At 57.2% G+C, this 25025-nt stretch carries 26 protein-coding genes; 3 read left to right on the top strand and 23 right to left on the bottom strand.

The features are described from left to right. Nucleotides 1-47 precede the first annotated feature (47 nt). A complete protein-coding gene (locus tag BA6348_RS15265; RefSeq protein ID WP_122952469.1) occupies nt 48-1517 on the bottom strand; it encodes a protein adenylyltransferase SelO in 1470 nt (489 codons plus the stop codon). 121 nt (nt 1518-1638) lie between these two features. On the opposite strand from BA6348_RS15265, the gene BA6348_RS15270 reads away from it, so the two are divergent. Then, nucleotides 1639-2181 (top strand): helix-turn-helix domain-containing protein, encoded by a 543-nt coding sequence (locus tag BA6348_RS15270; protein WP_165328997.1) that lies wholly within the window; start codon nt 1639-1641, stop codon nt 2179-2181. Here BA6348_RS15270 and BA6348_RS27845 read toward each other — a convergent pair. From BA6348_RS27845 to BA6348_RS15290, 6 genes are all read right to left on the bottom strand, one after another. Next, nucleotides 2072-2341 carry a DUF6138 family protein gene (locus BA6348_RS27845; RefSeq protein WP_307723487.1) on the bottom strand — a complete coding sequence of 90 codons (270 nt, stop codon included), beginning with the start codon at nt 2339-2341 and terminating at the stop codon, nt 2072-2074. The genes BA6348_RS15270 and BA6348_RS27845 overlap by 110 nt on opposite strands. After that, a complete protein-coding gene (locus BA6348_RS15275) occupies nt 2268-2897 on the bottom strand; it encodes a DUF6138 family protein (RefSeq protein WP_025846738.1) in 630 nt (209 codons plus the stop codon). Before BA6348_RS15275 ends, BA6348_RS27845 begins: the two co-directional genes overlap by 74 nt. Beyond that, on the bottom strand, nt 2882-3031 hold the full coding sequence (locus BA6348_RS27850; protein WP_283857771.1) for a hypothetical protein: 150 nt from the start codon (nt 3029-3031) through the stop codon (nt 2882-2884). Before BA6348_RS27850 ends, BA6348_RS15275 begins: the two co-directional genes overlap by 16 nt. 347 nt (nt 3032-3378) lie before the next feature. Continuing rightward, the gene (locus BA6348_RS15280) at nt 3379-3723 is read right to left on the bottom strand and encodes a hypothetical protein (RefSeq protein WP_242507357.1); all 345 of its coding nucleotides are present in this window, start codon (nt 3721-3723) and stop codon (nt 3379-3381) included. A gap of 96 nt (nt 3724-3819) precedes the next feature. Continuing rightward, nucleotides 3820-4071 carry a hypothetical protein gene (locus BA6348_RS15285; protein ID WP_122952470.1) on the bottom strand — a complete coding sequence of 84 codons (252 nt, stop codon included), beginning with the start codon at nt 4069-4071 and terminating at the stop codon, nt 3820-3822. Between the two features lie 221 nt (nt 4072-4292). Next, the gene (locus tag BA6348_RS15290; RefSeq protein WP_242507358.1) at nt 4293-4709 is read right to left on the bottom strand and encodes a transporter; all 417 of its coding nucleotides are present in this window, start codon (nt 4707-4709) and stop codon (nt 4293-4295) included. A gap of 32 nt (nt 4710-4741) precedes the next feature. On the opposite strand from BA6348_RS15290, the gene BA6348_RS26770 reads away from it, so the two are divergent. Continuing rightward, nucleotides 4742-4927: a hypothetical protein gene (locus BA6348_RS26770; RefSeq protein ID WP_165328964.1), complete on the top strand. Its 186-nt coding sequence runs from the start codon at nt 4742-4744 to the stop codon at nt 4925-4927. Between the two features lie 32 nt (nt 4928-4959). On the opposite strand, the gene BA6348_RS15295 is transcribed toward BA6348_RS26770, so the two are convergent. From BA6348_RS15295 to BA6348_RS15365, 15 genes are all read right to left on the bottom strand, one after another. Further along, nucleotides 4960-6168, bottom strand: a complete 1209-nt coding sequence (locus BA6348_RS15295) for an MFS transporter (RefSeq protein WP_007787586.1) — start codon at nt 6166-6168, stop codon at nt 4960-4962. 279 nt (nt 6169-6447) lie between these two features. Next, nucleotides 6448-7365 (bottom strand): ABC transporter substrate-binding protein, encoded by a 918-nt coding sequence (locus BA6348_RS15300; RefSeq protein ID WP_005831922.1) that lies wholly within the window; start codon nt 7363-7365, stop codon nt 6448-6450. Between the two features lie 296 nt (nt 7366-7661). Then, entirely contained in the window at nt 7662-8462 is an 801-nt protein-coding gene (locus tag BA6348_RS15305) for a ParB N-terminal domain-containing protein (protein WP_035422699.1), read from the bottom strand. 14 nt (nt 8463-8476) lie between these two features. Next, nucleotides 8477-9682, bottom strand: coding sequence for a type III PLP-dependent enzyme (locus BA6348_RS15310; protein ID WP_122952471.1), 1206 nt, complete (start codon nt 9680-9682; stop codon nt 8477-8479). Beyond that, a complete protein-coding gene (locus tag BA6348_RS15315) occupies nt 9679-10479 on the bottom strand; it encodes an HpcH/HpaI aldolase family protein (RefSeq protein ID WP_122952472.1) in 801 nt (266 codons plus the stop codon). The genes BA6348_RS15310 and BA6348_RS15315 overlap by 4 nt, the downstream gene beginning before the upstream one ends. A gap of 23 nt (nt 10480-10502) precedes the next feature. Then, nucleotides 10503-12347 carry an IucA/IucC family protein gene (locus BA6348_RS15320; protein ID WP_122952473.1) on the bottom strand — a complete coding sequence of 615 codons (1845 nt, stop codon included), beginning with the start codon at nt 12345-12347 and terminating at the stop codon, nt 10503-10505. After that, entirely contained in the window at nt 12344-14191 is a 1848-nt protein-coding gene (locus BA6348_RS15325) for an IucA/IucC family protein (RefSeq protein ID WP_122952474.1), read from the bottom strand. Before BA6348_RS15325 ends, BA6348_RS15320 begins: the two co-directional genes overlap by 4 nt. After that, nucleotides 14188-15432, bottom strand: a complete 1245-nt coding sequence (locus BA6348_RS15330) for an MFS transporter (RefSeq protein WP_122952475.1) — start codon at nt 15430-15432, stop codon at nt 14188-14190. The genes BA6348_RS15325 and BA6348_RS15330 overlap by 4 nt, the downstream gene beginning before the upstream one ends. Next, the gene (locus tag BA6348_RS15335) at nt 15425-17308 is read right to left on the bottom strand and encodes an IucA/IucC family protein (RefSeq protein WP_122952476.1); all 1884 of its coding nucleotides are present in this window, start codon (nt 17306-17308) and stop codon (nt 15425-15427) included. Before BA6348_RS15335 ends, BA6348_RS15330 begins: the two co-directional genes overlap by 8 nt. Nucleotides 17309-17333: 25 nt before the next feature. After that, nucleotides 17334-18347: a 2,3-diaminopropionate biosynthesis protein SbnB gene (sbnB, locus tag BA6348_RS15340; RefSeq protein WP_035422698.1), complete on the bottom strand. Its 1014-nt coding sequence runs from the start codon at nt 18345-18347 to the stop codon at nt 17334-17336. Between the two features lie 36 nt (nt 18348-18383). After that, nucleotides 18384-19385, bottom strand: a complete 1002-nt coding sequence (sbnA, locus tag BA6348_RS15345) for a 2,3-diaminopropionate biosynthesis protein SbnA (protein ID WP_277986642.1) — start codon at nt 19383-19385, stop codon at nt 18384-18386. Nucleotides 19386-19999: 614 nt separating this feature from the next. Then, nucleotides 20000-20914: a CsxC family protein gene (locus BA6348_RS15350; protein WP_242507359.1), complete on the bottom strand. Its 915-nt coding sequence runs from the start codon at nt 20912-20914 to the stop codon at nt 20000-20002. 284 nt (nt 20915-21198) lie between these two features. Beyond that, a complete protein-coding gene (locus BA6348_RS15355; RefSeq protein ID WP_051353872.1) occupies nt 21199-22248 on the bottom strand; it encodes a hypothetical protein in 1050 nt (349 codons plus the stop codon). A 48-nt stretch (nt 22249-22296) separates the two neighbouring features. Then, nucleotides 22297-22947: a helix-turn-helix transcriptional regulator gene (locus BA6348_RS15360; RefSeq protein ID WP_005831911.1), complete on the bottom strand. Its 651-nt coding sequence runs from the start codon at nt 22945-22947 to the stop codon at nt 22297-22299. Between the two features lie 9 nt (nt 22948-22956). Next, nucleotides 22957-23571: a superoxide dismutase gene (locus BA6348_RS15365; RefSeq protein ID WP_025846702.1), complete on the bottom strand. Its 615-nt coding sequence runs from the start codon at nt 23569-23571 to the stop codon at nt 22957-22959. A gap of 236 nt (nt 23572-23807) precedes the next feature. On the opposite strand from BA6348_RS15365, the gene BA6348_RS15370 reads away from it, so the two are divergent. Beyond that, on the top strand, nt 23808-24542 hold the full coding sequence (locus BA6348_RS15370) for an EAL domain-containing protein (RefSeq protein ID WP_007787580.1): 735 nt from the start codon (nt 23808-23810) through the stop codon (nt 24540-24542). 72 nt (nt 24543-24614) lie between these two features. Here the strand turns inward: BA6348_RS15370 and arsC are convergent, their stop codons facing one another. After that, nucleotides 24615-25019 (bottom strand): arsenate reductase (thioredoxin), encoded by a 405-nt coding sequence (arsC, locus tag BA6348_RS15375; RefSeq protein WP_005831906.1) that lies wholly within the window; start codon nt 25017-25019, stop codon nt 24615-24617. Nucleotides 25020-25025: the final 6 nt, after the last annotated feature.

Here is a 25025-nt window from a genome sequence, read left to right on the forward strand (position 1 = left end):
CAATCCCCAGCAAAGGTCTTCCGGCATCTTCCTGGCCGACTGGTGAATTACGTACCGCAATACGTCCGATACGGGCCGCACGAGTCTGGCGGCAGCGTGGCGTACTCGGCCTGCTCCGGCGAATGCGCGTAAGGATCGACAAGCGCGGCAACCAACCGTTCCAGCACGCTGTAGTCGCCCTCCTGCACGGCTGCCTCCAGGGCCGCTTCGACGCGATGGTTGCGCGGGATCAGAGCCGGGTTGCTCGCTTTCATCCGTTGCCGGACAGCATCGTCGGAGGGAGCATGGCGCTTTTGTCTTGCTTGCCACTTTTCCTGCCAGGCGGCGAACTCCGGCGCGGCAAACAACGCTTCGTCCCTTTGCTGATCGAACGTCAGGGCGAGGAACGTGTTCGTATAGTCCGCCCGATGCTTTTGCAGCAAGTTGAGCAGTTCTTCCATCAGCGCCACGTCGTCCGCTTCCTCGCCGAACAGCCCGAGCTTGGCCCGCATGCCAGCGAGCCAATTCCGGTAGTACAGCTCGCCAAAGCGGGAGAGCGCATCCTGTGCCACCTGAACCGCCTTGGCCTGGTTTTCATCCACGAGCGGCAGCAGGGCTTCGGCAAAGCGCGCCAGGTTCCAGACGGCGATTTGCGGCTGGTTGCCGTAGGCGTAACGTCCCTGGTAGTCAATGGAGGAAAAGACGGTAGCCGGATCGTACGTGTCCATGAAGGCGCACGGGCCGTAGTCAATCGTTTCGCCGCAAATGGACATGTTGTCGGTGTTCATGACGCCGTGGACGAACCCGACGAGCTGCCATTTGGCGATCAGCTCTGCCTGTCGGCGAATCACTTCCTCCAGCAACGCCAGATAGCGGTTGTCCTGCTCAGCAGCTTGCGGAAAATGTCTCTGTAACGTATAGTCGGCGAGCGCCCGCAGTTCCTCGTCGCTCCCCCATTGGGCCGCGTATTGGAAGGTGCCCACGCGCAAATGGCTGGAGGCGACACGCATAAGTACCGCGCCGGGCAGATCGTCTTCGCGGATGACGGTTTCTCCGGTCGTCACCACCGCCAGGCTGCGGGTCGTCGGGATGCCCAGCCCGTGCATGGCTTCGCTGATGATGTATTCGCGCAGCATCGGCCCGAGTGCCGCCCGTCCATCGCCCCGCCGGGAGTACGGCGTGCGGCCCGAGCCTTTCCATTGCAGGTCAAACCGCTCGCCTTGCGGGGTAATGTGTTCGCCCATCAAGAGCGCACGCCCGTCCCCGAGCATGGTAAACTGTCCGAACTGGTGCCCGGCGTAGGCTTGGGCAATCGGCTTGGCGCCCGGAGGTATCCGGTTGCCTGCAAACACCTCCGCTCCCGCTTCTCCATCTAATGCATCGGCTTGCAAGCCAAGGGCAGCAGCCAGCGGACGGTTGAAAATGACGAGCTTGGGTGAGCGTACAGGGGTAGGGTTCAGTCTCGTGAAAAAAGTTTCCGGCAGAGTCGCATAGCTGTTGTCAAAATGCCAGCCTGCCTCTGGAATGGCTTGGGTCATCGTTTCCCATTGCTCCTTTTTTGGTCGGATTTGTCGCCTTCTGTTCATTTTACCAAAAGAGCACCCAAAAGCATGCACGGGATTTTGTCTGGACGGTCTGTTACTGACGCTGCGCTGCATTTTGAAAAAAGGATGCTGTGCCCCTGCCTGGTGCGGTATCGCGAAGCTTTTGCCGAGCGAGCGGGTTGCGGGCAAGTCTGTTTCCGCCTACATCGACGGTCTGCGCATGGACGAAGCCAAGCGCAAGCTGCTGGCTGGAGAGCGCGTGCAAGCGATTGCCGAAGCGGTCGGCTTTCACGACGTCTCCTATTTTTTGCGCAAATTAAAAAAAGTCGTTCCGGCCGGGATCAGCGCCTATTTGGGCAAGCACGTCTACTTGAAAAAAGTCGCGTCCTCATTGACCAAGATTCACAACTTCCCGTTTTCGCTCTCGGAAATCGTGCAGCTAAAACCAGAGCTGATTGTCACCGAGACGGAAGAATCGTTTGCGCGGCTGGGCAAAATCGCGCCTACCGAGCTGGTTCCGTACGGCAAACGCCACGCCTTTGACCTGCTTAACAATTGCTTATCGCAAAGCCCGCCAGCTCGGCTAGCAGTCCTGCCGTTTCTCCCTTTGCTTTGGCAGCCGCAGCCTGGAGCTTCTCCACGCCGCCCCAGACGATAAAGATGACGTGCTCCGCTTCATACGGCTCGCGAGCGCGCAGCAAATCGAGCAACACGCGGAGATTGGCCGTCTCCTCCAGCTCGGTCTTAATTTTCAGCTTCAGCGCGTCCGTTGCGTGCAGCAGGCACGCGACAAGCGTTGGCAGCGTCTCTGGATTCACGCCGTGCGTTTTTCGCGAAAGCGGCGGTGAACTGATTTTTCGCTGACTGGTGTTCTTCGTCAATCTTGCCCATGTAGTCCTCGACGAGCGAAAAATAGCGGCGGTCTGCCAGCCCGAGCCCGAAGACAGCGTAGCTGCCGGGCATGACGTTTTTCTCGTCGTCCGCATCGGCATACCACGCGAACTGTTCCATTGCCTCGCGCGCATAGTCCGCGAACAGCTCGGTCACATAAGCGGAAATGTTCGCAAGCAAACGCGCTCGTTTCTCCTGATCGACAGAATGGAAGATCGGCAGCTTCAGTTCGCCTGTGTCGGTCTGGAACTTGCCCCAAAACGAAAAGCGGTAGTCCAGCAGAGCGGGAGACGACAGACTGTCCAGCTTTTGTTTCACATAGGCGGCAAGCTGTGGCACGAGTTGTTCGCGGACGCAGGCTTCGGACAGCTCGGCGCTGCGCTGCCCGCTTCTGTGATTGGCTCCCGGCGTGTCAAAATCGAGGTCCCAGTCGTCCAGCGCCGTGATCGCCACGGTCGCTCTGTCGTTTACGTATTCGAGCATGGCAAAATCATGAATGCCTGCAGCGTGGTGCGGCCGACAATCGCATCGGCATCCTTTTCGCTAATGCTTGTAAGCCAGTTGTCAATCGCTCGTTTCATGGCCGCGCAAGTCGTTTCGAGATCAGAACCCATCACAGTCGTTTCAGCCTCCCATACGGATCGGGGAGCGAAACAATGCGCACGAACAAGAACGTACATTCGCTTCTCCTGTTTGTTTTTCATTATAGTAGATTCCAACCATTTTTCCAGGGAATGACAAAAAAACAGATCCAAATACCTACGTTAGCAAAAATGATTGCGTTTTTCCTTAACGTTCGCCTTTACAAGTAAGGACTACCGTTTCAAAAAGTATAACCCCCGTTATTTTTCTCACTCGAAGGCGGGGAGCGGGATAATAAGCGAATGTTATTAACACAACAAACAAATTTCGTTCGCTATTTCTTTGTGCGACAAGCAGCATTTGCGCTCCCTGCCATTATCTCTTACGAAAGGCCACATTGCCTCTCACTCCCCTCTTTGCACCTTGCTGCGCAAGCGTCCACGATTTGCTTGGCTTGCCGCAAGCTGGCGATGTCTGTTTTCGAGAGAGCTACATCGCGGGGCAACGAACCTTTTTCCAGCAAAACTTCATCCATATACACGGCCAAAAGATCCAGTATTTTCCCTTCCATATACATACGGCGGATTTCCGCGCGATACGGGCAGCGCATGATTTCGTGGAGGATACGCTTGACGAGCGGCGTCATTTTCCGGTTGTCGTACAGCTTGTCGCGCGCTGCCATTCGGCTCCACTGCGCTTCCAGGCGGGGAATCGGCCACGCCTGCACGAGCTTGGGGCACGTCCAGCTTGACAGTCAAACAACGAAAGTGGCGCTCCGCTGCGAAATGACACGTGCTGCTCGTCTCTGCTCTCCCGAATGCGATCACCTCACCGGGTGCGATGCCATGGTCCAGATGGGTGTCGTTCGAGCTCCAAAGCAAATTTTCATCCAGTCGTCCCGCTCCGTGCTCTTCATGCCAAGCTCTTCTCGGAAAACAATGTCGCAGATCATCACGTCCACCATGGCATTCAGGCTCGTCCGCTGCCAGTAGCCTGTGCCGACCTGCTCCGGGAGTACGACGGTTTGCTGGAACGATTCGTTCCGATAGAGAGCATTCAGGTTGCGAGCGCACAATGCTTGTCTACTACATTCTCGACCGCATACCAGTGTGCTGCTTGGTTCATACGCTTGTTTTCACCTCTGCGCTGGTTGTCTTGTCTGTTCAGAAAAAAAACTGCTCGTCTTGCTGCAAAACGACCCTGCTCTTGCCTGGAACGCTTGAGAGCGCGTGGGGGCGCATAGGAACGCTTGGCAACGCCAAAAACCCCGCCGCTTGGACGGGATTATCGTCTGTTTTAGTTCACCCGCCAGCCCTCCGCTTCCTGCTGCAAGCTCCACAAATTGGCATACAGTCCGGCTCTGGCGACAAGCTCGCTGTGGGTTCCTTCTTCTGCGAGGCGGCCTTGGTCCAGCACGATGATTTTATCCGCGTTTTGGCTCGTCTTCAGGCGATGCGCGACAGGATGACCGTTTTGCTTTTGACCAGCTCGTTGATCGCCTGCTGCGACGTGCTCGGCCAGCCGCACCCGGAGCTGGTACAAAATCTGGAACGCCGCGACGTGCGAGCACATCAGCCCGACGTACAGCGCGAGCAGTGCCCCGACCAGAGCGAGAAAAGCGACAACGCCCCAATACACGACCAGCTCCCGGTCGATGCCGGCAGGACTTTGCGCGTTTCTGAGCAGCTCCTCGACAATTTTGTACACCGCCACAAAAGGGGGCGATTTGCAGCAGGCTGGAGAGGATGGAAAAGATGCTGGCAGCGATCAACAGCCCTTTTTTCTCTCCGGCGATTTTCAACAGACCAGACATCTCCGACTTCGTACTCACAAAAGCAGCACTCCTTTCTCTTAAAGGACAGATCGGTAGGAACGATAATCATTATCACCAACATCTGAAAAACAGGACCCGCTCCCCAACTCGTTCGTGAGAAAACGGGTCCTTGCGACTTGCTTCGATTGCCTACTCCGAATGCTTTGTCGCCAGCACAGTTGTTGCAGGGGCGCTTTTGGCTTTGGTTACAAGCATCGTAATCGCCATCACCAGCACGACTACAGAGACGACGCCAAAAGGCAGATGCTTTTCCAACTGGTACAAGCTTGTGCTCAAAATCGGGGCAATGACAGCGGAAACTCCTTGCACGGCTCCCACCAGTCCGGCTACTCCCCCCTGCTGCTCACGCGAGACAGCAAGGGACGCGCCAGCCATGAAGCCGGGCATCATCAGCCCGGTGCCTACGCCAAACAGGAAGAAGGCTATGTAAAAACCGACGGCATGGATCACAAACAAAAACAGCGACGTTCCGGCAATCACCAGCAAGGAGCCGACCAAAATCAGCGAGCGCGGCTGCCATTTCGGATTTTTCATCTGCACTCCTTGGGTGAAGATCATCGCGATCCCGCTCAGCATCATCCCGAACGACAGCATCCGGGCCGTTTCCGTTGTCGTCAGTGACAACTGATCCTGGAAGTAAAACCCGCCGACGACCTGCAACGTGACGATGCTCATCATCGTAGCCAGTCCAGCGAACAAATACAGCCGCAAGCCTTTTTGGAACGGGTTCAGCTTGGGGGCTTTTTCCGTGACGATTGGCTTGTGCGGCGGAATCAACAGCAGCACGACGGCAAACGCGATGAGCGGCAGCAGCGCGCCGATGTACAGCGGCCAGATCAAGCCGATGAGCGCAAACACCCCGGCGATCGCAGGCCCCATCACCAGCCCCATGCCATTCGCGGCCCCGATCAGCGCCATCCCCGACGCCCGGCCTTTTTCATCGGTCACATCCGCCATGTACGCTTGCGCCGACGATGGAACGGCAGGAATAAACATCCCGACCATCCCGCGCGCCACGATGAGCAGCGTCACCAGCAGGCTGCCGCCGATGAGGTTCGCCAGCCCCGCATACATCGTGAGCGTAAACAACACGTAGCTGACGAACATCCCCAAAAAGCCAATCAAAATAACCGGCTTTCTCCCTTTTGTATCGCTCCATCTCCCCCACACTGGCGCCATGACAGCCATCGCGACAGAGCCCAGAGAAATGATTAACCCTGAATGCGTCTCACTCAGTCCTAATTCGCGAATCAATGGCGGCATGACGGGAGCGATAATCATCAAGCCGACCATTGCGACGAAAACGCTGAAAAAAATACTGACACGTACTCGTCCCATATTCTCTCTACTCCTTTCGTAACGTGCTGTCATCATCTTATGGAAAAATCGCCGGGCGCCACCACCTAAAGACGGAGCGAAACTACTGCAAAACGGATTTTTCTGTCGCAAATGCCATTCCACGGACTGGGGCGAGAACGGCGATTCATCTGGACCGCCGGACGGTACGCAACTTCCCGGCGCGTGCTATCGCGCTGTTTCGCTGCTGAAACGGCGGTCGTTCGCCCTGACTGTCCTGCCCGGAAATCAGGCAGTACGCTTTTTACTGCCCCCCAGCCGTTACTGGCGCTGCAAAATCTGGTTGCCCAGCTTGTCCAAAAGCTGCATCCGCCCGATCGCGGTGAAGGAATAGTTGTAGTTATCGACCTGGCTGATCTTGTAGACATGGCCGTTTTGCACCGCTTTGAGGCCTTTCCAGACGTTGCTGTCGCTCATTTTGTGCTCGCTGCTTTCCATCAGCAGCAAGTGATCCGGGTTCAAGGAAGACAGCGCTTCCAGGCTGAGTTCCATTCCGCCCCAATGCTCGGGCTTGGGGATACCTGTCGCCCGCTTTAGCCCGAAATCGTCGTAGAGCAGTTCGGCCAGGCTTTGCGGATACGTCTCGAGGATCGCGAACGTTTCTTCCTTGACGACGGGCGCGAGCTTCTGCTTCCATTCCTCCGCCTTTTTTGCGTACTCGCCCAGCCATTGGTCTTTTTTCTCCTGCTCTCCGAACAGGTCTGCCCAAAAGTTCAAACGATTGCGCCACTCATAATAAGGATGCGGAACCTGGACAGTCGGAGCGATTTTGGACAGTTGCTCGTACGAATCTTCGTTAAACAGCGCCCCCAATAAAATCAAGTCCGGCTCCACGGCCATAACGGCTTCCAGACTGATCGGCTCTCCGTACCAGCCGAGATTGACGACGTCTTTGTCCAAACGATCCGCGATGGTCGGAGAAAACTGTTTGCGGTTGCCGTAATCGACGTTGCCGGATGCGATTGGCTCTATCCCCAGCAAAAGCAGTTCCTCCGTCGAGCCGGAAAGGGCGGCGATTCGCTTCGGCTTCACCGGAATGCTTATGACATCCCCGTTCAGTTTCACGATCTCTTTGCGCGCGGATGCGCTCTCTCCCCCGCTTGCTTGCGGACTACCGCAGCCTGCCAAGAGCAAAGCCAGGCAACCCACTGCGGCCAAGGCCCTCGCCAGTTTCTTCATCTCTCTTTTGCCCTCCTTATGATGTACTTTTGGTTCGCGGTTCGCTGGTTCGCTGCGCGAGGCGAAAACCCCGATCACGAACTACTTTCTCACACTCGCCTGCGGCCCGGACAGTCAAATCGGGAGGAACACGATACAAAAACGGATTTTGTTGCGCACAGGGATGCCCTCAGCAAAAAAACACCAGCTCGATTGGCTGGTGTCTTTGGGACTTGGCTTGCGATTGTTGATGCCTCTGGACTTTGCTTGCGCCCGCCCTGCTGGCACAGTCGTTTCATCCAGAGGCGATGTCGAACCTAAATCTGCTGCGGCACTTTCATAAATTCTTTTTCGTTCAAATAAACCGTCTCGGCGTACAAGCGCAGCGAGCTTGCCCAATGCTGCCTGTATGCCTCCCACTCCTGCTCGTCAAAGCGCGGGTCAAGCAACAGCGAGAGCGGAATTTTCAGGTTCAGCAGCCTTCCGCTTATCAAAAACCGGGTGACGCCCGCTGGCATGACGTGTCCTTGGGTTACGATTGTTTCGATTTCTTCCATCGTATAGGGGCGATAGCGCAGGCAAACCATGTCTGCTTCGGGCAGCACCTTCATCCCGTGTGGAATCCGGCGGACGGGATAGCTGCTGCTGTACGATTGGACAATTTGTTGCCACAGCCGCAGTCTATGCGTGCTGCCTGCGCCGTCCTCGCTTGCCGATACATAGTTTTTGCTGCCGTCTGCATAGACGATTGTAGCGATGTGCGCTTGCTCCCCCTGCTGCTCTTCCTTCCATGAGAAGGCGTCATGCTGGAGCAGCCCATTCAGCCATGGCCTGAACGGAACCAGATGTGCCCATGCCTCCAACTGGTAATCGGCATCTGTTACGACTTGCACAGGAATCCGGCGGCAGCCGATTTTTTGCAAGGCGGCCGTGCGGTGTGCTCCGTCCAAAATCAGGTATCTGCCGTCCTGCATGCGCCTGGCTATCGGCGGGTGAAGCAGCATCCCTTGCTGCGAGATCGACTGGCACGTGTCGTCCAATCGGTTTGGCTCATGGTCTTCGTGCAGGCAGACCTGATCGCTGTCAACGACCTGGATGGAAGACAAAACATGGTTCACTCTTTTATTCCTCCTCAAGCTAGAATGCCGGCTTGCTCCACATAAATGTGGTCAGGGTGCGGATGGCTGAGAAAATCGTGGTGGGAAATCGCCCACCCGTACGCTCCTGCATACTGGAAGCAGATGATGTCGCCTACCCGCAGCGACGGTACAAACACGTCGCTCGCCAGCACGTCTTTTGGCGTGCAAAGCTGGCCGACTACAGTAAGCGGGCCATTTTCATGCCGCGTGCGCTCGTACGGGTACTCCCATTTTTCCGTCGGAATGACCGTAAACGGATGGCTGTGCTGCCACGAGGACGGGAGGCGGAACTGATGGGTCCCGCCGCGGATGATGGCGTATGTTTTCCCGTGATTTTGCTTGATATCCAGCACTTCTGCCACATAGTAGCCGGAAGCGGCGGTCAAGTAACGGCCGCATTCGAACAAGACGTGCCGGACCGGAAGCGCAGCGCTGTCCAACAGCGCGGACAAGCCCTGCACAAAGGCCGGCCAGTCAAACTGCTGCTGCAAATCCGCGTAGTTGACCCCGATCCCGCCCCCGGCGTTCAGGTACGAAATGTCCAGGTCAAACAGCGCCTGCCACTTGGCTACGATCTGCAAATAGTACGCGACAAGCTCGACATGCTTGCCCGCATCCAGATTGTTGGACAGCGAGTGGAAATGGAAGCCCTGCAGCTTCACGCCCTCCAGCGCAAGCGCGAGGCGGATCGCCTCCGGTACGAGCGACTCGTCGATTCCGAACTGCGTCGGCCGCCCCGCCATGGCAAGCGTCGCGGAAGGAAACGGCCCGCGCAAGTTCACCCGCAGCAAAATCGGGACCGTCACCCCGTGTTTTCGCGCCAAAACGTCCACGCGCCGCAATTCGTTGAGACTCTCGACGTGAATCAGGCTGACGCGCTGCCGAATGGCTCCCTCGATCTCTTCGTTTGTCTTGCCCGGGCCGCCAAACAAAATCGGAACGTCCGCAGATACCGCCCGCACTTTGTCAACCTCGCCGAGCGAAGCGACTTCGAAGCCGCGCACGTAAGGCAGGAGCGCGCGCAAAATTTGCGGCTCGGAGTTGGCCTTGATCGCGTAAAAAAGCTGGCATGCGGCTGGCAGCGATTCTGCCCTCGACGCGACATGGCTTCTCAGGTGATCCAGATCGTAGAGATAGGCGCAAAAAGGCTTGGCGCTGCTCTGTTGTGTCCGCTTGATATACTCGATGACTCGACTCATAGCCTCTCTCCCTTTTCCTTGCGGTGCTGCTCTTTGTCGCGCATCGTGCCGAGCTGATGGCGCAGCGCCCGAAACGCGATGCCCCGCTCATCGCCCAGCACGTAGGCGCGAACGCCTTTTTCGAACCATTCGTCCATGTCCTCTGCTGCGCGCGGAATGGCGCAGTACGGCACGCCACGGCTGAGAGCGGCTGCCTGCACGGATTGCAGCGCGGTTTTGACCAGCTCGCCGCGCGTGTCCCACGGCCTGCCGTACGATTGGGACAGATCCGCCGCTCCTTCCAGCACCATGTCAATGCCTGGCACATCCAAAATGTCCGTGATCCGCTCGACGCCTGCCCTGCTCTCGATCATCGGGACGACCATGATTTCCGCATTGGCCCGCTCCAAATAAAGAACGAGGTCGTTTTTGCCAAACGCGCCAGGCCGTCCGCTGTTCAGGCTCCGCGTACCGAGCGGATAGTAGCGGCTGCTGCGGACGATTTGCTCGGCCTGCTCTCTGCTCTCGACGTGCGGCACGACGATTCCTTGCGCGCCGCTGTCCAATGCCCGCAAAATCGTGCCGGGCAACGCATTCGCCACGCGCACCAACGGGGTAATTTGCGCAGCTTCCGCGGCCCGGATCATGTTTTCCAACGTCTCCGGATTGACGAGGACGTGCTCGGTGTCAATGATGACGAAATCGTATTCGGCGCAGCCGATCATCTCGACGACGACTGGCGCTGGTATCGAGCAAAACAGCCCGTATACGGTTTTGCCTTCGCGCAGCTTGCGTTTCAGTGTATTTTCCTTCAGCAATGCCTCTCTTCTCCTTTTCGTTTTTAACGGTGCGCTCTATTGTCAGCCAAAGGATTCGGCACTTTGTGCACGCGCAGCTCCGTGTCCGGGAACAGCCTGCGTTTGGCCAGTTGCTCGACCTCAATCGCAGGCGCAAACAAGTCGAAAAGCGAGAAGCGCTCCGCCAGATGCGGGTGGCGCTGTTGGTACGCTTCCAGCACGTGGCGCACAAGCCCCCAGAAGCGCTTTTCGGAAAAGCCGAAAGCATCTGCCATCAGCAGCGCGAGTTCGCCCATATTAATGAAGAAAAAGGCATCGTGCATAAAGTCGCGAACCAGGGCGAGATCGTCGGTTTCAATAAACGAGTTGCGGTTCACGCGGGCGTGATAGGCTGGCGTTCCGAGCAAAGCCGGGCAGCTTTCCGGTGCCTGAAGATGCTTTTTCGAAAAGCGGATGCCGTCGTGAAAGTCTTTCAACGCGACGCGTACAGGCATGCCTTCCCGGTGGAGCAGCACCATGTTTTGCGCGTGCGATTCCAGCGCGATTCCGTGCGCGTAGAGCATGTGCGCGATCGGCAGGACGCTTGCCTCAAACAGCCGCATAAGCCATGCCTCTGCCCCGTAGCGCTCGATCCACGGTGCGATCAGCGGGCGGCCGTTGCCATCGAGGGAGCAAAGTCCGGTGAAGGGCAGCGCCTGCTCGCCGGGTTCCAGGTACGGATGCAAGCTCTCCCGCCAGATGCAACCGAGCACGCCGTACGTTTTCGCCTGCACGAGCGCCGCATGCGGCGGGGCGTCGTACGCAATCCCCATCCGTTCGCGCAAAAGCACGACGCGGGCTTCGTCCCGCAAAAACGCATCCGACTGGACGATTCCGTGCAGCCAGTCGGAGATGACCGGAGCATTCGCGACCGTGTGCGGAGCGAGAATCCGCCCTGTCGACGTGTTGATGAGGCTCATCGCCAGTTTCACGTAAGCTTTGCGCGGGGCGCTGACATTTGCCAGCGTGCGGATGGACTGCTGCGCCCGATAAGCGTCTTGTGCCGGACCAAGCAAAATCACGCGGTTGTTGCGCAAATCTTCCAGAAGAGCCGTAGTCGCGATGTTTTTCCACTGCCATGGATGGACCGGGACAAACCAATAGTTTTGCGGATCAAGCTCCCTGTCGCAAATCACTTGGGAAAACGCGGCAACCTGCTGCTCGCCCAGCTCTTCTTGGAGCAGGCGCTCATACTCCAGTTGCGCCGAGATGGCGAAACGGGTGTGCTTTTTCGCTACCGCGAGCCAGAGCAAGGTCAGCTCCTCTTTGAACTCGGGACCGTATTGGTAATTGTCGGCGTAGTCAAAGCCGATTCGCGATTTATAGCTCGGATGGTACGGATGTCCGTCCATAATCTCGGCTTCCAGCGCGTCGTAATCGCGCAAGGAAAAGGAGCTGCCCTGCAACTGGCGCTCGTACTGGGCCAGCGTGTCCTTGAGCTGCGTATGCTCCAGCTCGTGGATGAACGCGGTCAGTCGGCCTTCATCTGCTCCGATCGCGTGGCGCACCTCCAGCAAAAATTGGGCGAACGACTGGGCCTCTTCGCTCTTTTCTTCGGCTACCCGCAAGATCGGGCCGTCGGACAGACGGATGCGCCCGAAGGTGAAGCGGCGCTGCCCGCGGCAAATGTAGGTGACAGCCTTGCCCTCTTCTGTCTGCCCGGCGATGCGAAACACTGTTTCGCTGCCGTCCTCATTGGTGACGGCCGGAATTACGCCTTCGTAGAGCAACGCTTCGAGCAACTGGCGAAAAATTCTTCGCCGCACCCGAACGTATTGCTCGGACTGGATCGCGGCTTCCACGGTGGCAGCCTGCTTGGCAAAATCGTTTGGGGCTTGTGTCTGCTTCATACTTTCCTCCTCGATTGCGCCAGCGGATTAGGGACGGGGACGTAGAGCGGTCTTTCCCCGCGCCGCTGGAAGCTGCTGATAAAGTTCGCTTTGGCGGGCAGCGTCTCCGACTCCAGCAAGTTTTCGAGCAACGCCTGTGCCTCCGGGAAAAAGTCGGCGGAGCGGATCACGTCTCCCACGATGTGCCACAGCTTTTCCTCCGGAACCGAGCTGCCATGCGCCAACGTGCAGACGAGATGCCCGACATGGTTGACGATGACGTAATATTGGAAGCGGCTCCACGCTTCTTCCTCTGCGTACAGAACCGGGCTGTTTTCACTCAGGCAGCGGCCGAACATGTCTTGCTCGCGGGCGCGCTCCCGGCTGATGCTGACGCCTTCCAGATCGCGCACGTAAAAATGGACGGGCCAGCCGTCGCGCAAAGCGACCATCGAGTTTTGCACGTGCGCCTCCATGCTGACCCCGTGCCGCACAAACAGGCGCAATAGCGGCACGAGCGATATGTCGAGATACTGCCTCAGCCACTTGTCCAGCCACGCGGACAACGCAAGATGCGGCTGCTTTTTCGCCGACTCCCGCACCGCGTCCATGATCGGCGGCCACACGGAATGAGGCGGTTCCTCCAACGCGGACGCGACGACGATTGGCAGGTCCTGATCCAGCGGAAGCACGACGGGATTTTCCCGAAAAATCGCCGCGAAGCTCTCGATCAGCTTTTCTTGTTCTTCCGGCGTTGCCGCTTGCGGCGCAATCGTGCGGTACCCTGCTTCCTGCAAAATCGTAAAGGCTTTGTCCTGCACCACGGGAGCCAGTTTTGCCATGACGCGGCTGGCGTCCATCGTTCGCTCCAACTGATCGAGCGGATTGACCCGAATGAAATTCGTGATCCTGACGTTCAGCGGCAGCTTGAAAAAATAAGCGTGATTCGGGTCCCAGACTGTTCGAACGGACGAAGTCGGATACACCTTGGCTCCAAGCGGCCCGAGATCGACGAGCAAGCCGCTTTCCAGGAGACTCTGCACGCTCGGCCAGCTTTTTACGTGCTCGGCCTGCCACGGATGGCACGGCAGCAGACGGTATGACTGCTGCGCTGCCGTCAGCTTGCTTTTGGCCGCTTCACTCACCGCCGCCGGAATCCAGTCGTGGGCATGCGGCTGGTCCGTCAAGCTCACTTCCCGGACAATCTCGGGCGCGCACGCGAAGTAATGCAGGACAAAGGAAGCGCCCAGCTCCGGCGCGTACCGCGTCATGTCGTCCGCCGTAAAGCCTTGCGAGCTTTTCGGCGTCGGGTGAAACGGATGGCCGTACACCATCGCCTGTTCAGCGGCAAAAAACCGTTCGATTCCCTCCCGCAGCATCAGGGCGCGCCCTTCTCGCAAGCTGTACTCCACGTATGTGTTCGTCTTTTGCACGGAATTTTCGACCTGCACGAGCAACGTCTGGACCAGCTCCGTTTTCGGCAGCGAAGGCGGCGCCGACTCTGCCAGCTCGTGCAGCAGCGCGGAAGCCAGTGTGCTTGCCGTCAAAACGGGCGTGAGCTCCTTTTCCTGTCCTCCTGCCTGCCGCAGCCAGAACGAATGACCGTACCGATGATGGCCGAAAGCCGAAAAATAGGTGAGCGAGCCGACGATTTCCACCGCGGTCGCGGGCAGCTTCACTCGCATCGGCAAACCTTCTGCCTGCAGGTGCGAGACGATGTCCGGCGGCAAGTCGGCGAGCGCACCGCCCTCTGCGCGCACGGTCGGGTCGAACACCCCTGTCTCTCGCAAAAACGCGTTGAAAAGACGCTCGATTGCTGCTGTCTCAGCCTGATTACGTCTGTTTGTCACGGTGTCTAGTGTCACTCATTCTTCACCTCTTTGGGATGATAAGGTAGTGCAGCGTGGGCCAGCCGCTGGCGGGGAGCCGTGAGCGCAAGCCAGCCCGCTGCGCTCAAAAACGCCAGCCCCATCGCCGCGAACGCCCATTCCAGCGGAAGCAGGGCACCGAATCCGGCTCCCAGCAACGAACCGATGATTTGGCCGATGGTCAGCGTAGAGTTCGCCAGTCCGATGTAGACGCCGCGGCGATTCTCCGCAGATTCTAGCGTGACCACGAGAAAGATCGACTGCACGAGCGCAGCGAAGCAAAAGCCTTGCAGCGCCCGAAGCGGCAACAGCCAGATGACGTCAGCCGGCCACGTTTGCAAAACGATGCTGACGCCGCAGCCAAGCAGGGCCACGCACACATTTTTTTCGATGCGCTTCCTGTCGTTGCGCCGCCCCCACCACGGAGCGGCGAGAAAAGTCGCACTCCAGGTCACGGCCTGTAGCACCCCCACCCAGGAAGCCGCGTACGCGCTCCCGACGATTCCTTCCACGTGGGGCGCAAAGATCGCGACCAGGCCGTACACGCCAAACTGGGCGAGCATTCCGGCTACGAGCATGTTGCGAATTCGGGGGTGACGCAGCATCTCCTGGGTCGCATGGGCAATCGGCAGCTTTTCGCGACTCTCGAGGTTCCTGCCGCTCGCTGGCTCTTGCAAGACCACTGCCGCCGCTACACTGCACAGCGCAGTGAACAGTGCGCTCCACAAAATCATCGTCGCAAGCCCGAACCAGTCGGAGAGCAGCCCGCCGATGAGCGGACCTGTCAGCGAGCCTGCGGCCGTCGCGCTTTGCAGATTGCCCAGGGCGCGGCCTTTCGTCCCTTCGCTCGCCTGTGCCCCGGCAAAAGCGGCGGCGGCATCGACGACACCGCCAAAAGCGCCTTGCAGCAGCCGCGCCAATACAAACACGAGTGGCGAGCTTGCCAGCCCCATCCAAAGTAAACTGATGGATATACCAGCCAATGCACGCACAACCATCCACTTTTTCCCTACCTGATCGCCGTATCTTCCCCAGAGCGGAGAAAACAGGCACATCGTCACCGCCGGAGCGGCCAGCGCCACACCCGTCCAGATCCGGTTTGCTTCGGGAAGGGTTGCGCCCAGCTCCGCCATGTAAAAAGGGAGCAACGGAACGATGATGGTCAAGCTGCACGTAGAGAAAAACTGCCCCGCCCACAAAATCCGAAAGCTGCGGGCAAACGAAGTCGCGCTACTCATCTGCCGCTTCGAGCTGCCTCAACGGATTGCTGGTGCTGCCTACCCCGGCAGGCATGCTCCCTCCGCCGGAATCGGTGCGCTGCAACAGCGGCGTCAAGAGCAGGCGAATCGGCCATGTATCCGCCTCCAGCAGTTGCGTCTTCCAGACGTCTCGCGCTTGCTCCGGCAGCCCCTCTTCACCCAGCGATTCGCGCACGACTGACATGATTACGCGCCAGAAGGCAGCTTCCTCGATGGCGTAAGCGGTCATCAAGGCATCCGCAATGGCATATAGGTTGACCTGCACCCCGAGCGTCTGAAAATAGGAGAGCAGCTTCTCCGGCGTCTCGTTGATGAGACTGTTCGGCGTGCCGGGCTTGATGCGATAGGCCGGCTCTTGCAAGCCTGCCGCCGCAAGCCACGGCAAATGCAGCCGGATCGTGTCGTGGTCGCGCAGCAAAAGCCCGGTTGTCTGGTGGTCGCGCACGATCAAAAGCACATTTTGCCCGTGAATTTCCGGCATGATCCCGTAGCAAAACAAGCGCAGCGACGTGTCGATCAGCATGTGGCAAATTTCCCGGAACAATTGCAAAACTTCCGCCACACCTGCGTCTTCCCCGTAGCGTGCCCGCAGCCATGCGGCAAACACCGGGTTTTTCCCTTGCGGATCGACGACGGCCAGGCCGGACATCGGGATCAGTTGTACAGCATCGTCACGGAGCAGATCGGCGGGGTATTCGCGAATCAGGCACGCCAGATGTCCAGGCTTATCCGCAAACGGATCGGCCGCCGCATCATGGTACCCCCACCAGTTCGTTTCGTCGCACAGGCGCAGCCGTTGTCTCAGCCGCTCGTCTTTTTCCGCGACGCTCACAAGCAATTGCTGCCCCTTCGCTCCGTTGTGCAAATAGCGCGGCGGCAACAATCGCAGTGCGCCCAAGGAATATATGCCGATCGGCAGCTTGACGTGGTAGCGTTGGCAGCCTGCGGGAACCAGCGCCCGCACGGATGAAGTCGGACGGAACGCGCCCAATCCCCGGACGACAGGCACGCATATGCGCTGCGCCAGCTCTTCGCGGTAAAAGGCGGGCAAGACGTGGTCCGTCTGCCATGGATGAACAGGCATCAGCAAGTAGCGCTGCTCGTCAATTCCCGCTTCGCGTACCGCCTGACGCAAGCGCGCTTTTTCTGCTTCGTCCAGAATAAGGTCGGCGACATCCTGCGCGGTACTCGCCTGGACGTAGTCGCGGCGGACAGCGAGCCAATCCAGCCCAAACGCTCGCCCATACTCGGCGCTGTACGTGCGGTAGTCCTCGTCGCTCCAGCCTCTTTTCGCCCGTGACGTCGGGTGGAAGGGGCGGTCCCGCATGGCGGAGAAGCGCTCGGCTTGCAGAAGGGCTGCGTCGTCGCTTTTTTGTTCGCTCTGTTCCAGACTGGTGCTGGCCTGCATGGACAAAGCCGTATGGCGAATCGAATCTCGCAATTCCTGTTGAAAGTCTTGCAAATTGGGCATGCTTGCCTGCCGCTCAACCGCAGAGAGCGCATCGGCGAACCGTTGCATGAACGAGATCGGGGTCAGCTCCTGCACGCTGTTTGCCCGCTGATCGACCAGCACGGCGGGCAGCCTGCTTAGTTTGTACGGCTGGATAAACGGCGCGGCTTTGACACGAACGACCAGGCTGCGCTCATCGCCGAGCGGAAGGCGCAAGTACTGCTCGCCCTCGCCAAGCTCGCTGCACTCGTGCGCGGCAGGCCCCGGCCACGTGCGCTCGATGCGTGCCCGATCGAGCAATCCGGCCAAATTTTCCTGCAACAGCGCATTGATGAGGTCGCAAAAAACAAGTTGCTCGGCTCTGTGCAAAAGCGGGTGCTCTTTTTCCAGCAAATCAGCTTCCATCACTAGCTTCTCTCCTCTCGCTCCGTTACAGAGGCAGCCGGGTTCCTACGTTTTCTGCCACCGCTTTTTGGTAGATTTCATAGGCACTCGAAATATCTTCGACCGCCATCCCCATCGGATTCAAGAGAATGATCTCTTCTGCGGATTCGCGACCCGCTTTTTTCCCCAGCAAAATTTCTCCCAGCTCCGCGTGCAGTTGCTCGCGGGAAAACGTTCCTTCCAGCACGAGCTGGTTAATCACTTTTTTCTCCCGGTTCGACTGATCCCAGTCGTCTACCACGACTTTGTCTGCCTTGAGAAATACTTCTTTATGTACATCCATAATCGAGATGTTGCTGACAAACGCTCCTTTTTGCAGCCACTCAAACGGAATGTACGGCTGGTCGACCACCGTGCACGTAATGACGACTTCCCCCGCACGCACCGCCTGCTCGGCGCTCGTAGCGATGACGACCTCCACAGCCGGCGCTTTCTCGCGCAATTGGTCGGCTAATCGGCGAGCCGCATCGCTATTTAAGTCAAACAAATAGATCGACGTAATCTGCGGGAACTGCTCGAGCATGGAGCGAAGCTGTGTGCTGGCGATGACGCCGCAACCCATGCACGCTACCGTCTGAAAATCTTTTTTGGCGAGATAGCGCGCCCCGATCACGGTAACGGCAGCCGTACGCATCGCGCTAATCAGGCTCGTTTCCATGACGGCAATCGGATAATTGCTGACCGGGTCGTTCAGGATGATTAATCCGCTGGCCCGCTCCAGTCCCCGCTTGCTCGGGTTGTCGTGCTTGCTGCCAATCCATTTCAGCCCGGAGACAGGCGCTTCGCCGCCGACATAAGCCGGCATCGCGATGATCCGGTCGGCAATATGGCCGTTTGCTTCATTGACACGCAAGTACGGCTTCAGCGGCTGGACAAAATCGCCTTTTGCATGCAGCTCCAGCGCCCGCGACACGGCCGTGACGTACAGATCGGAGGAATCGCCTCCCAGTTGGGCAATATCAGACTTGGACAAATACAAGATAGATGGTTGAGTGGACATCGTATGTTTTCGCTCCTTTTTGTGCCTTTATACCGTTTATACCGTTACGGCTGGCTTGTTCAGTTTTTCGACCCAGGCTTCGTCGTACACACTGTCGAGATAGCGCTCGCCTCTGTCCGGCAAGATCGTCACGACGCGCGAACCGGCAGGCAAGGTGGCAATGATTTTTTGAATCGCCGTGATGACAGAGCCGGACGAGCCTCCGGCAAAAATGCCTTCGGCGGCGAGCAGCTCCCGGCACCCGCGCACGGATTCGCTGTCATTGACAAAAATGACGTCGTCGATTTCCTCCCGCCTGAACAGCTCGGGAACGCGGCTCGAACCGATGCCGGGCAGCTCGCGCGGCGCAGGTGGCGCTCCGAAAATGACCGAACCGACAGCATCTACCGCGATCACTTTCAGATTCGGGTTCGCTTCCCGCAGTCTTCTCGCGGTGCCGAGAATGCTTCCCGTCGTGCTTACAGCCATGACGAGGTAGTCGACTTTGCCGCCTGTCTGCTCCACGATTTCGCTCGCAGTACCGTGGTAGTACGCCTTCCAGTTGTTTTCATTCGCGTATTGGTTGATCCAATAGGCATTCGGTATCGTTGCCACCAGTTCTTTTACGCGCTTGATCCGCGTTTTCAAATAGCCGCCCTGATCGTCAGGCTCCTGCACCATTTCAATGTTGGCGCCAAGCTGCTTGATGATCGTCAGGTTCGTCTTCGTGATTTTGGGATCGACGACGCACGTAAACGCAAGTCCGTACACCCGCGCAATCATGGAAATGGCAATCCCGAGATTTCCCGAGGTGCTCTCGATCAAATGCGTGTCTTTATGGATGGTGCCGTCTCGCAATCCTTGCTCGATGATGTAACGCGCTGGTCGATCTTTCATGCTCCCGCCGGGATTCATCAGCTCCAGCTTGGCGAAAACTTCAACCTCGTGCTGCGCGAACAGACGGCTCAGCTTGACTAAAGGCGTGTGACCTACGCACGAAACTATAGAATCAGAAGCGGTCCTTCTTTCACCAGTTACTTCCAGGTTAGATCGAATCACCACAGGCACCTTCTCCCTTTCCTCTTGCGACAATGATAATCATTATCGTTATATAAATGTTGCAAATACATGATATTTGATAATGATTCTTAATGTCAATTAGGAAAATGGTATTTTTTTCTTCCAAGATTCGACGTCTTTCTCCCTGTTTGGACAACTGCCTGGAACACGCCAAAGAAGCCCTTTTTCTGCGCGTATCAAGGGCTGCCCTCCCCGTTTTCTATTCCCGCCGACCTACTTTCATTGTCGAAAAAGATGTCTTTCGCAACAAATCCGCTCGAAAAAAATGTATGACGCTTGTCGCTGATTTATTTGATTCATAAAATAAATTCACTCCTACTGGACTACTTCCGGCTTCTGCTCCTATCGTTTTGTGCCACGGCAAGCCAGTCTGTCCGCCCCTTCCCCTCAGCCGCCGAGGAAAACAGGCACGCAAAAACCGCCGCTTGCCAAAAAACCACGGATATGGGCGATGTCTCTTCTGCTGGGTCAGCTTGATGCCCACTCCTTGTTGTATGTAGCGAATCGCGCCTGCATTCCATCGTTTTTTCACGGGCAAAAAGAAGAGGCCCTCTCTCAACGGCCTCTTCTTTTTGCTGTTTTCCTTGTCGAAATTACTTGCACGTATAGGGTGGTTTTGGCGGAGGTGTCACTACTGGCAGCGGCACTTGCTGATCTTGCAAAACTTTCAGGCCGAGATTCAGGACGATTTTCTCGCGCACATGGGAAAAAGCATGCTCGGCGGCTTTCACTTTTTTCAAGTCTTGCCCGATGTCCAGCTCGGTAAATTCGGAGTACACCAGCTCGCAGTACGGCTTTTCGTTGTACACCTGGCGATTTCCGAACAATCCCAGGTTCAACTGCGCACCTGTTCCTCCTTTGTTGCCGAGTTCGCCCGAGGAAGAAAAATCAGGGGTAAGCTGCAAGGATGGCCCGCCCGCAGGGAATGTAATTCCCACGCAAAAATCGAACGGTATCATGGCAGAAATGTGCCGAATGTCTCCGCAAACTGCGCTTCCGGACACGCGATCGGCAGTGGCGTACTCGATGTTTTTGCGGATGAAGCCGCTCCCAAACAGTTTCGCCACGTACGGATTGAATGTCGGCACAAGCTCGCACTGTTCGAGGATGACGCTTTTCCACGCGCGAATGATTTCCAGCGCCGGCTTTTCCAGTTGAATATCTGCTTCCACACAAACGACGACGGAGATTTCGGCCAATGTCACGGGCACCTTGATCGTCTTCGGAAAAAGGGCCGCTTCCTTGCTGGAGCCGAACACGCGCACGTTTTCCACGCCGCAGGATTGCGGGCTCGGCTTGCCGTGCTCGTGCTCCTTGTCAGGCTTGTGCTTGTGCTCATGCTCGCATTTGCAGTCATGCTCGTCTTTGTGTTTGTGCTTATGCTCGTGTTTGTGCTTGTCTTTGTCTTTTTCCTTGTCTTTGTGGTCGTGCTTGTCCTTGTGCTTGTCATCATCGCAATAGTATTCCATTTTGAACTTGCCTTCTTTTGACTCGCTGTGTTTTCCCACTTGGTTTATCGCCTCCTTTGTCCATACATGGCCTTACCATTCATTGTATGGCCTGGACTGCGCAAAGGACTTGGCTGTTGTTGAGCGTGATTTACCCATTTTTTCCTTTTGTACTTTCCGTTTCCATCCGTTTTTATTTACCTAAGCAACAATCCGGCATGCCTGTATGTACAGCCCGGACATGCCAAGTGTGCATCTGCCTGTCAACGTGTCCATACGTGGACGGGCATCCCGTTCTTTCGGCCCTCTGTCTCCTGCCTGCTATTGATCGCCAAAAGATGCGCTCACACTTGGCCCAGTCCGCGCAGCGGAACCAACTGCTTGCGAAACCACCAGATTCGCCCGCTTACGATCGTCACCCCTTTGTAATCGCGTACGCTCGCACCGTGCTTCATAAACGGCTCGGACATGAGGCTCACTTTCCAATCCCCGGTCTCGATCCATTTTTCCGGCAAGGACAACGGGCTGCTGTCGAGCAGCAGGCTCGCTTCTGCTTTTTCCTGGGCAACGGGAGGGCGCAGCACGGTTGAAGTAAAGGGAAGGCGCAGCGTCTCATGCGCGACTTTGCCCGCCTCTCCCGTCGTGCCAAAGGCGGTCAGCTCAAATTCGCCACGGACCCAGACCACGCGCCCCTTGTCCTCATAGCGCGCTTCCTGCACATCCATCACGATCTGCGGGTGCAGCTCCCACCACTCCTGCTTCCAGCACGCCTGGATCGGGTGTACCCAGTTCACTTCCCACACCTCTTCGAGCACAGACACTTGCATATAAGCGCGGTCTGCCTGTTCGGCGTAGGAAACATCGGCAAACACCACCTGGTTGTTCCCGGTGTTCGCCTGTTGCCTCGGCATGGGCTGTTGTTGCGAAAGCCTAGCGACTGCGGTATCGGGAGCAGGTTCAAGTTCAGGCGCGCCCCTGACCTCGCCCCTGGCTTCGGCAGGCTCTTGTCCAGTTACGTCGTGCAGCTCATCGGCATCGGCTTGCTCCCATGCTTCTGCGGGAGGACGAGCGGCAGCCGTCCGCTGGCGCTGCGGCTTGGTCCATGGCGATTTGACCCATGGGGACTTGCTCCAGGGCGACTTTTTGCCGACAGGCTTCCCTGTCCTTCGCTCTTGTCTGGCCTGGACGCGGACGAGAGGGGCTTTGCTTTTTGCCAGCTTGCTTCCTCTCGGCCGCAGCGGCGGATGCTTGTCAGCCGTTAGCTCCTGCTTCGCCAGTTGCTGCTTCACGCGCAAAAACGTTTGCTGGGGGCTTTTGGGGGCGCGCTTTAGTTCTCCGTGGTTTAAAAAAGGCGGCTTTTTCGCGGACGCTCGTTTCAGTTGGGGGACAGCCATTTGCAACCTCCTTTCTTTCGTTGGGTCAACGTTTTCTCTTCGCTATATTCATACGCCCGACCGCCCCCTTTTGGCATAGTCGTCTGTCCTCGTAGGCGGCGCTTGCTGCGAAAGCTTGGCTTCCTTCCCTACTGGCGGAGCCTGCGCGGCGAACATGCGCAGCTCGCACTGGCACGCCTGCCGATAGCAGTCGGCTACGCGGGCGATCGGGCAATTCGTCTCGCGAAACAAATAGACGCCCTCTGCCCGTTTTTCCAGCTTGACCATGTAGCCGTCGTCATTTTGAAGCTGCGCCAGCGTTTGCAGCCGTTCCTCAAACGACTGATTCGCCATCTTTTCCCGATATTTTTGCGCCGTCCGCTCCATCCGCCGCTCGAACAGCGCATGCACGAGCGAATCGCCAAACAGGTCGCCCATATCGCCAAGCAGCTCCACAGCCAAGCCTTCGTACTCCGTCGGAAACAAGCGCTCGGCCCGTGGCGTCAGTTGGTACACGAACACGGGCCTGCCAACCTGCCGGCGCATGATCTGGGCGTCGAGATAGCGCTCCCGGTGCAGCACATCCAAATGCTTGCGCACCGCGACTTTCGTAATCCGCAAATGCTCCGCCAGCTCCTGGACGCTGACCGTCCCGTGCTTTTTCATGTACAACAATAGCTTTTGCCGGGTGGTCGGTTCGCGAAAAGCCGCTGCTCCCATCCCCACGGTTTACCTCATGGCCTCGTTGTAGCGCCGGTTGACCTCTTCCCAATCGATGACGTTCCACCAGGAGGACACGAAATCCGGCCGCTTGTTTTGGTACTGCAAATAGTAGGCGTGCTCCCAGACGTCCACGACCAAAATCGGCGTTTTCTTTTCCATGAACGGCGTATCCTGATTCGGCGTGCTCGTCACTTCCAGCTTGTCCCCGTCGACGACCAGCCAGCCCCAGCCGGAGCCGAAGCGGCTGATGGCGGCTTTCGTCAGCTCTTCCTTCATTTGCGCAAAGCTGCCAAAGTGCTTGTCGATACCCTTGGCGATGTCCCCGCGCGGCTTTCCGCCGCCCGTTGGACTCATGATCGACCAGTACAGGCTGTGACTGTAGTGGCCGCCGCCGTGATTGCGGACCGCTGTGCGAATTTCTTCCGGCAAATCGTTCAAGTGACAGATAAGCTCCTCCACCGTAGCGTTCTGGAACTGGGGGTAGTTTTCCAGAGCCTTGTTCAGATTGGCGACATAGGTAGCATGGTGTTTCCCGTGATGAATTTCCATCGTTTTCGCATCCAGATACGGCTCCAGTTCATCGTAGGCATACGGCAATTGTGGCAATGTAAAAGCTCCCATTGGAAAATTCCTCCTGTTCAGTGGATTACAAGGACAGTGTACAAGAAGAAAAATATTTTGTACATACCCAAAAATGTTTCCTTTGGTAAACTTAATTGCAAAATCGTTTATTGTGTTGTAGAATAAACTCAATCTTTCCTGAACGAAACAATTTTTCTGCAGGGAAAATTCTGTTCTCTTGCCCCTTTTGACGAGGGGTCGTTTGCATACTCCTAATCAGGAGGGAATTTCTGTTCATGACCGACTCTATCCAGCCACAAGCGCATTATTCCGTTTTTCAGCCACTCGTCGAGCTGGCTAACGGAAAATGCTTCGGATACGAAGCTCTGCTACGCTGCTCATCCGGCGCTTCGCCTGAGCGGCTTTTCCAGACGGCCCGCCAAAGCGGCCGCCTGTACGAGTTGGACACGACGGCCATGCGCGGAGCTGTATTTGCCTACTTTGCCGAAGTGTCTCAAGCGCAGCACGCGCCTTATTTGTTTCTCAATGTGTTTCCTTCGACCTTGCTGCATCCGGGTTTTTGCGCCTTGCTTGAGGAGATGCTGGCCGCGCATCCCGCCTGCTGCCAGCGCATCGTGCTGGAGATCAACGAGGCGACAGAGGAAGACAAGATGTGGGACATTCGGCTTCTCGGGCAAAAAATTCGCGACTTGCGCGCATACGGCTATTTGATCGCGCTTGATGATGTAGGCTCCGGTGCTGCATCTTTGCGAAAAATCGTGGAGTACGAGCCAGACATCGTGAAGCTGGACCGCTACTTTGGCAACCAGTTGGCTCTCAGCCCCAACAAGCAAAAGCTCGTCTCCCTGTTCGTCGACTTTTGCCGGGGCCAATCCCATCTCGTGCTGGAAGGCTTGGAGGAACCCGACGATCTGGCGACGGCAAAAACATTGGGCGTCCCCCTCGGCCAAGGATTTTTGCTCGGGCGGCCAAGGGCGCTTTGTGAAGCGGTTTATTTGGGGGGAGTGTGAGGGTTTGGACGTGGAAGAAGCCCGTTACCGGGGAGGTACGGGCTTTTAGTCTTCTTTCTGCGAGGCAAAATTTTATTCTCCCGTTTCGGCGAATCTCTTGATCCGGGAACCGATTTCATCGCGAATCCGCTGAAATTCCGCCCATTCTTTTCCGGCAGGATCGTCAAATCCCCAATGAACCCGTTTTACATGCGGCGGTGTGATCGGGCAAGCGGAATCCGCGTGATGGCAAAGCGTCACGACAAGGTCCGCTTTGTTTAAAATGGCCGGATCTATCACATCCGAGGTGTGATCGGACATGTCGATTCCGACTTCTTGCATCGCTCGCACAGCATTTGGATTGATACCGTGCGCTTCGATCCCGGCTGAAAACACATTCCAGGCGTGGCCCAAGTATTTCTTTCCCCATGCTTCGGCCATTTGGCTTCGGCAAGAGTTCCCTGTGCACAAGAAGTAAATCGTTTTTTTGTTTTCCATCCTGTC

The sequence above is a fragment of the Brevibacillus agri genome (genome assembly GCF_004117055.1).
In the GTDB taxonomy this organism is placed as follows: Bacteria; Bacillota; Bacilli; order Brevibacillales; family Brevibacillaceae; genus Brevibacillus; species Brevibacillus agri.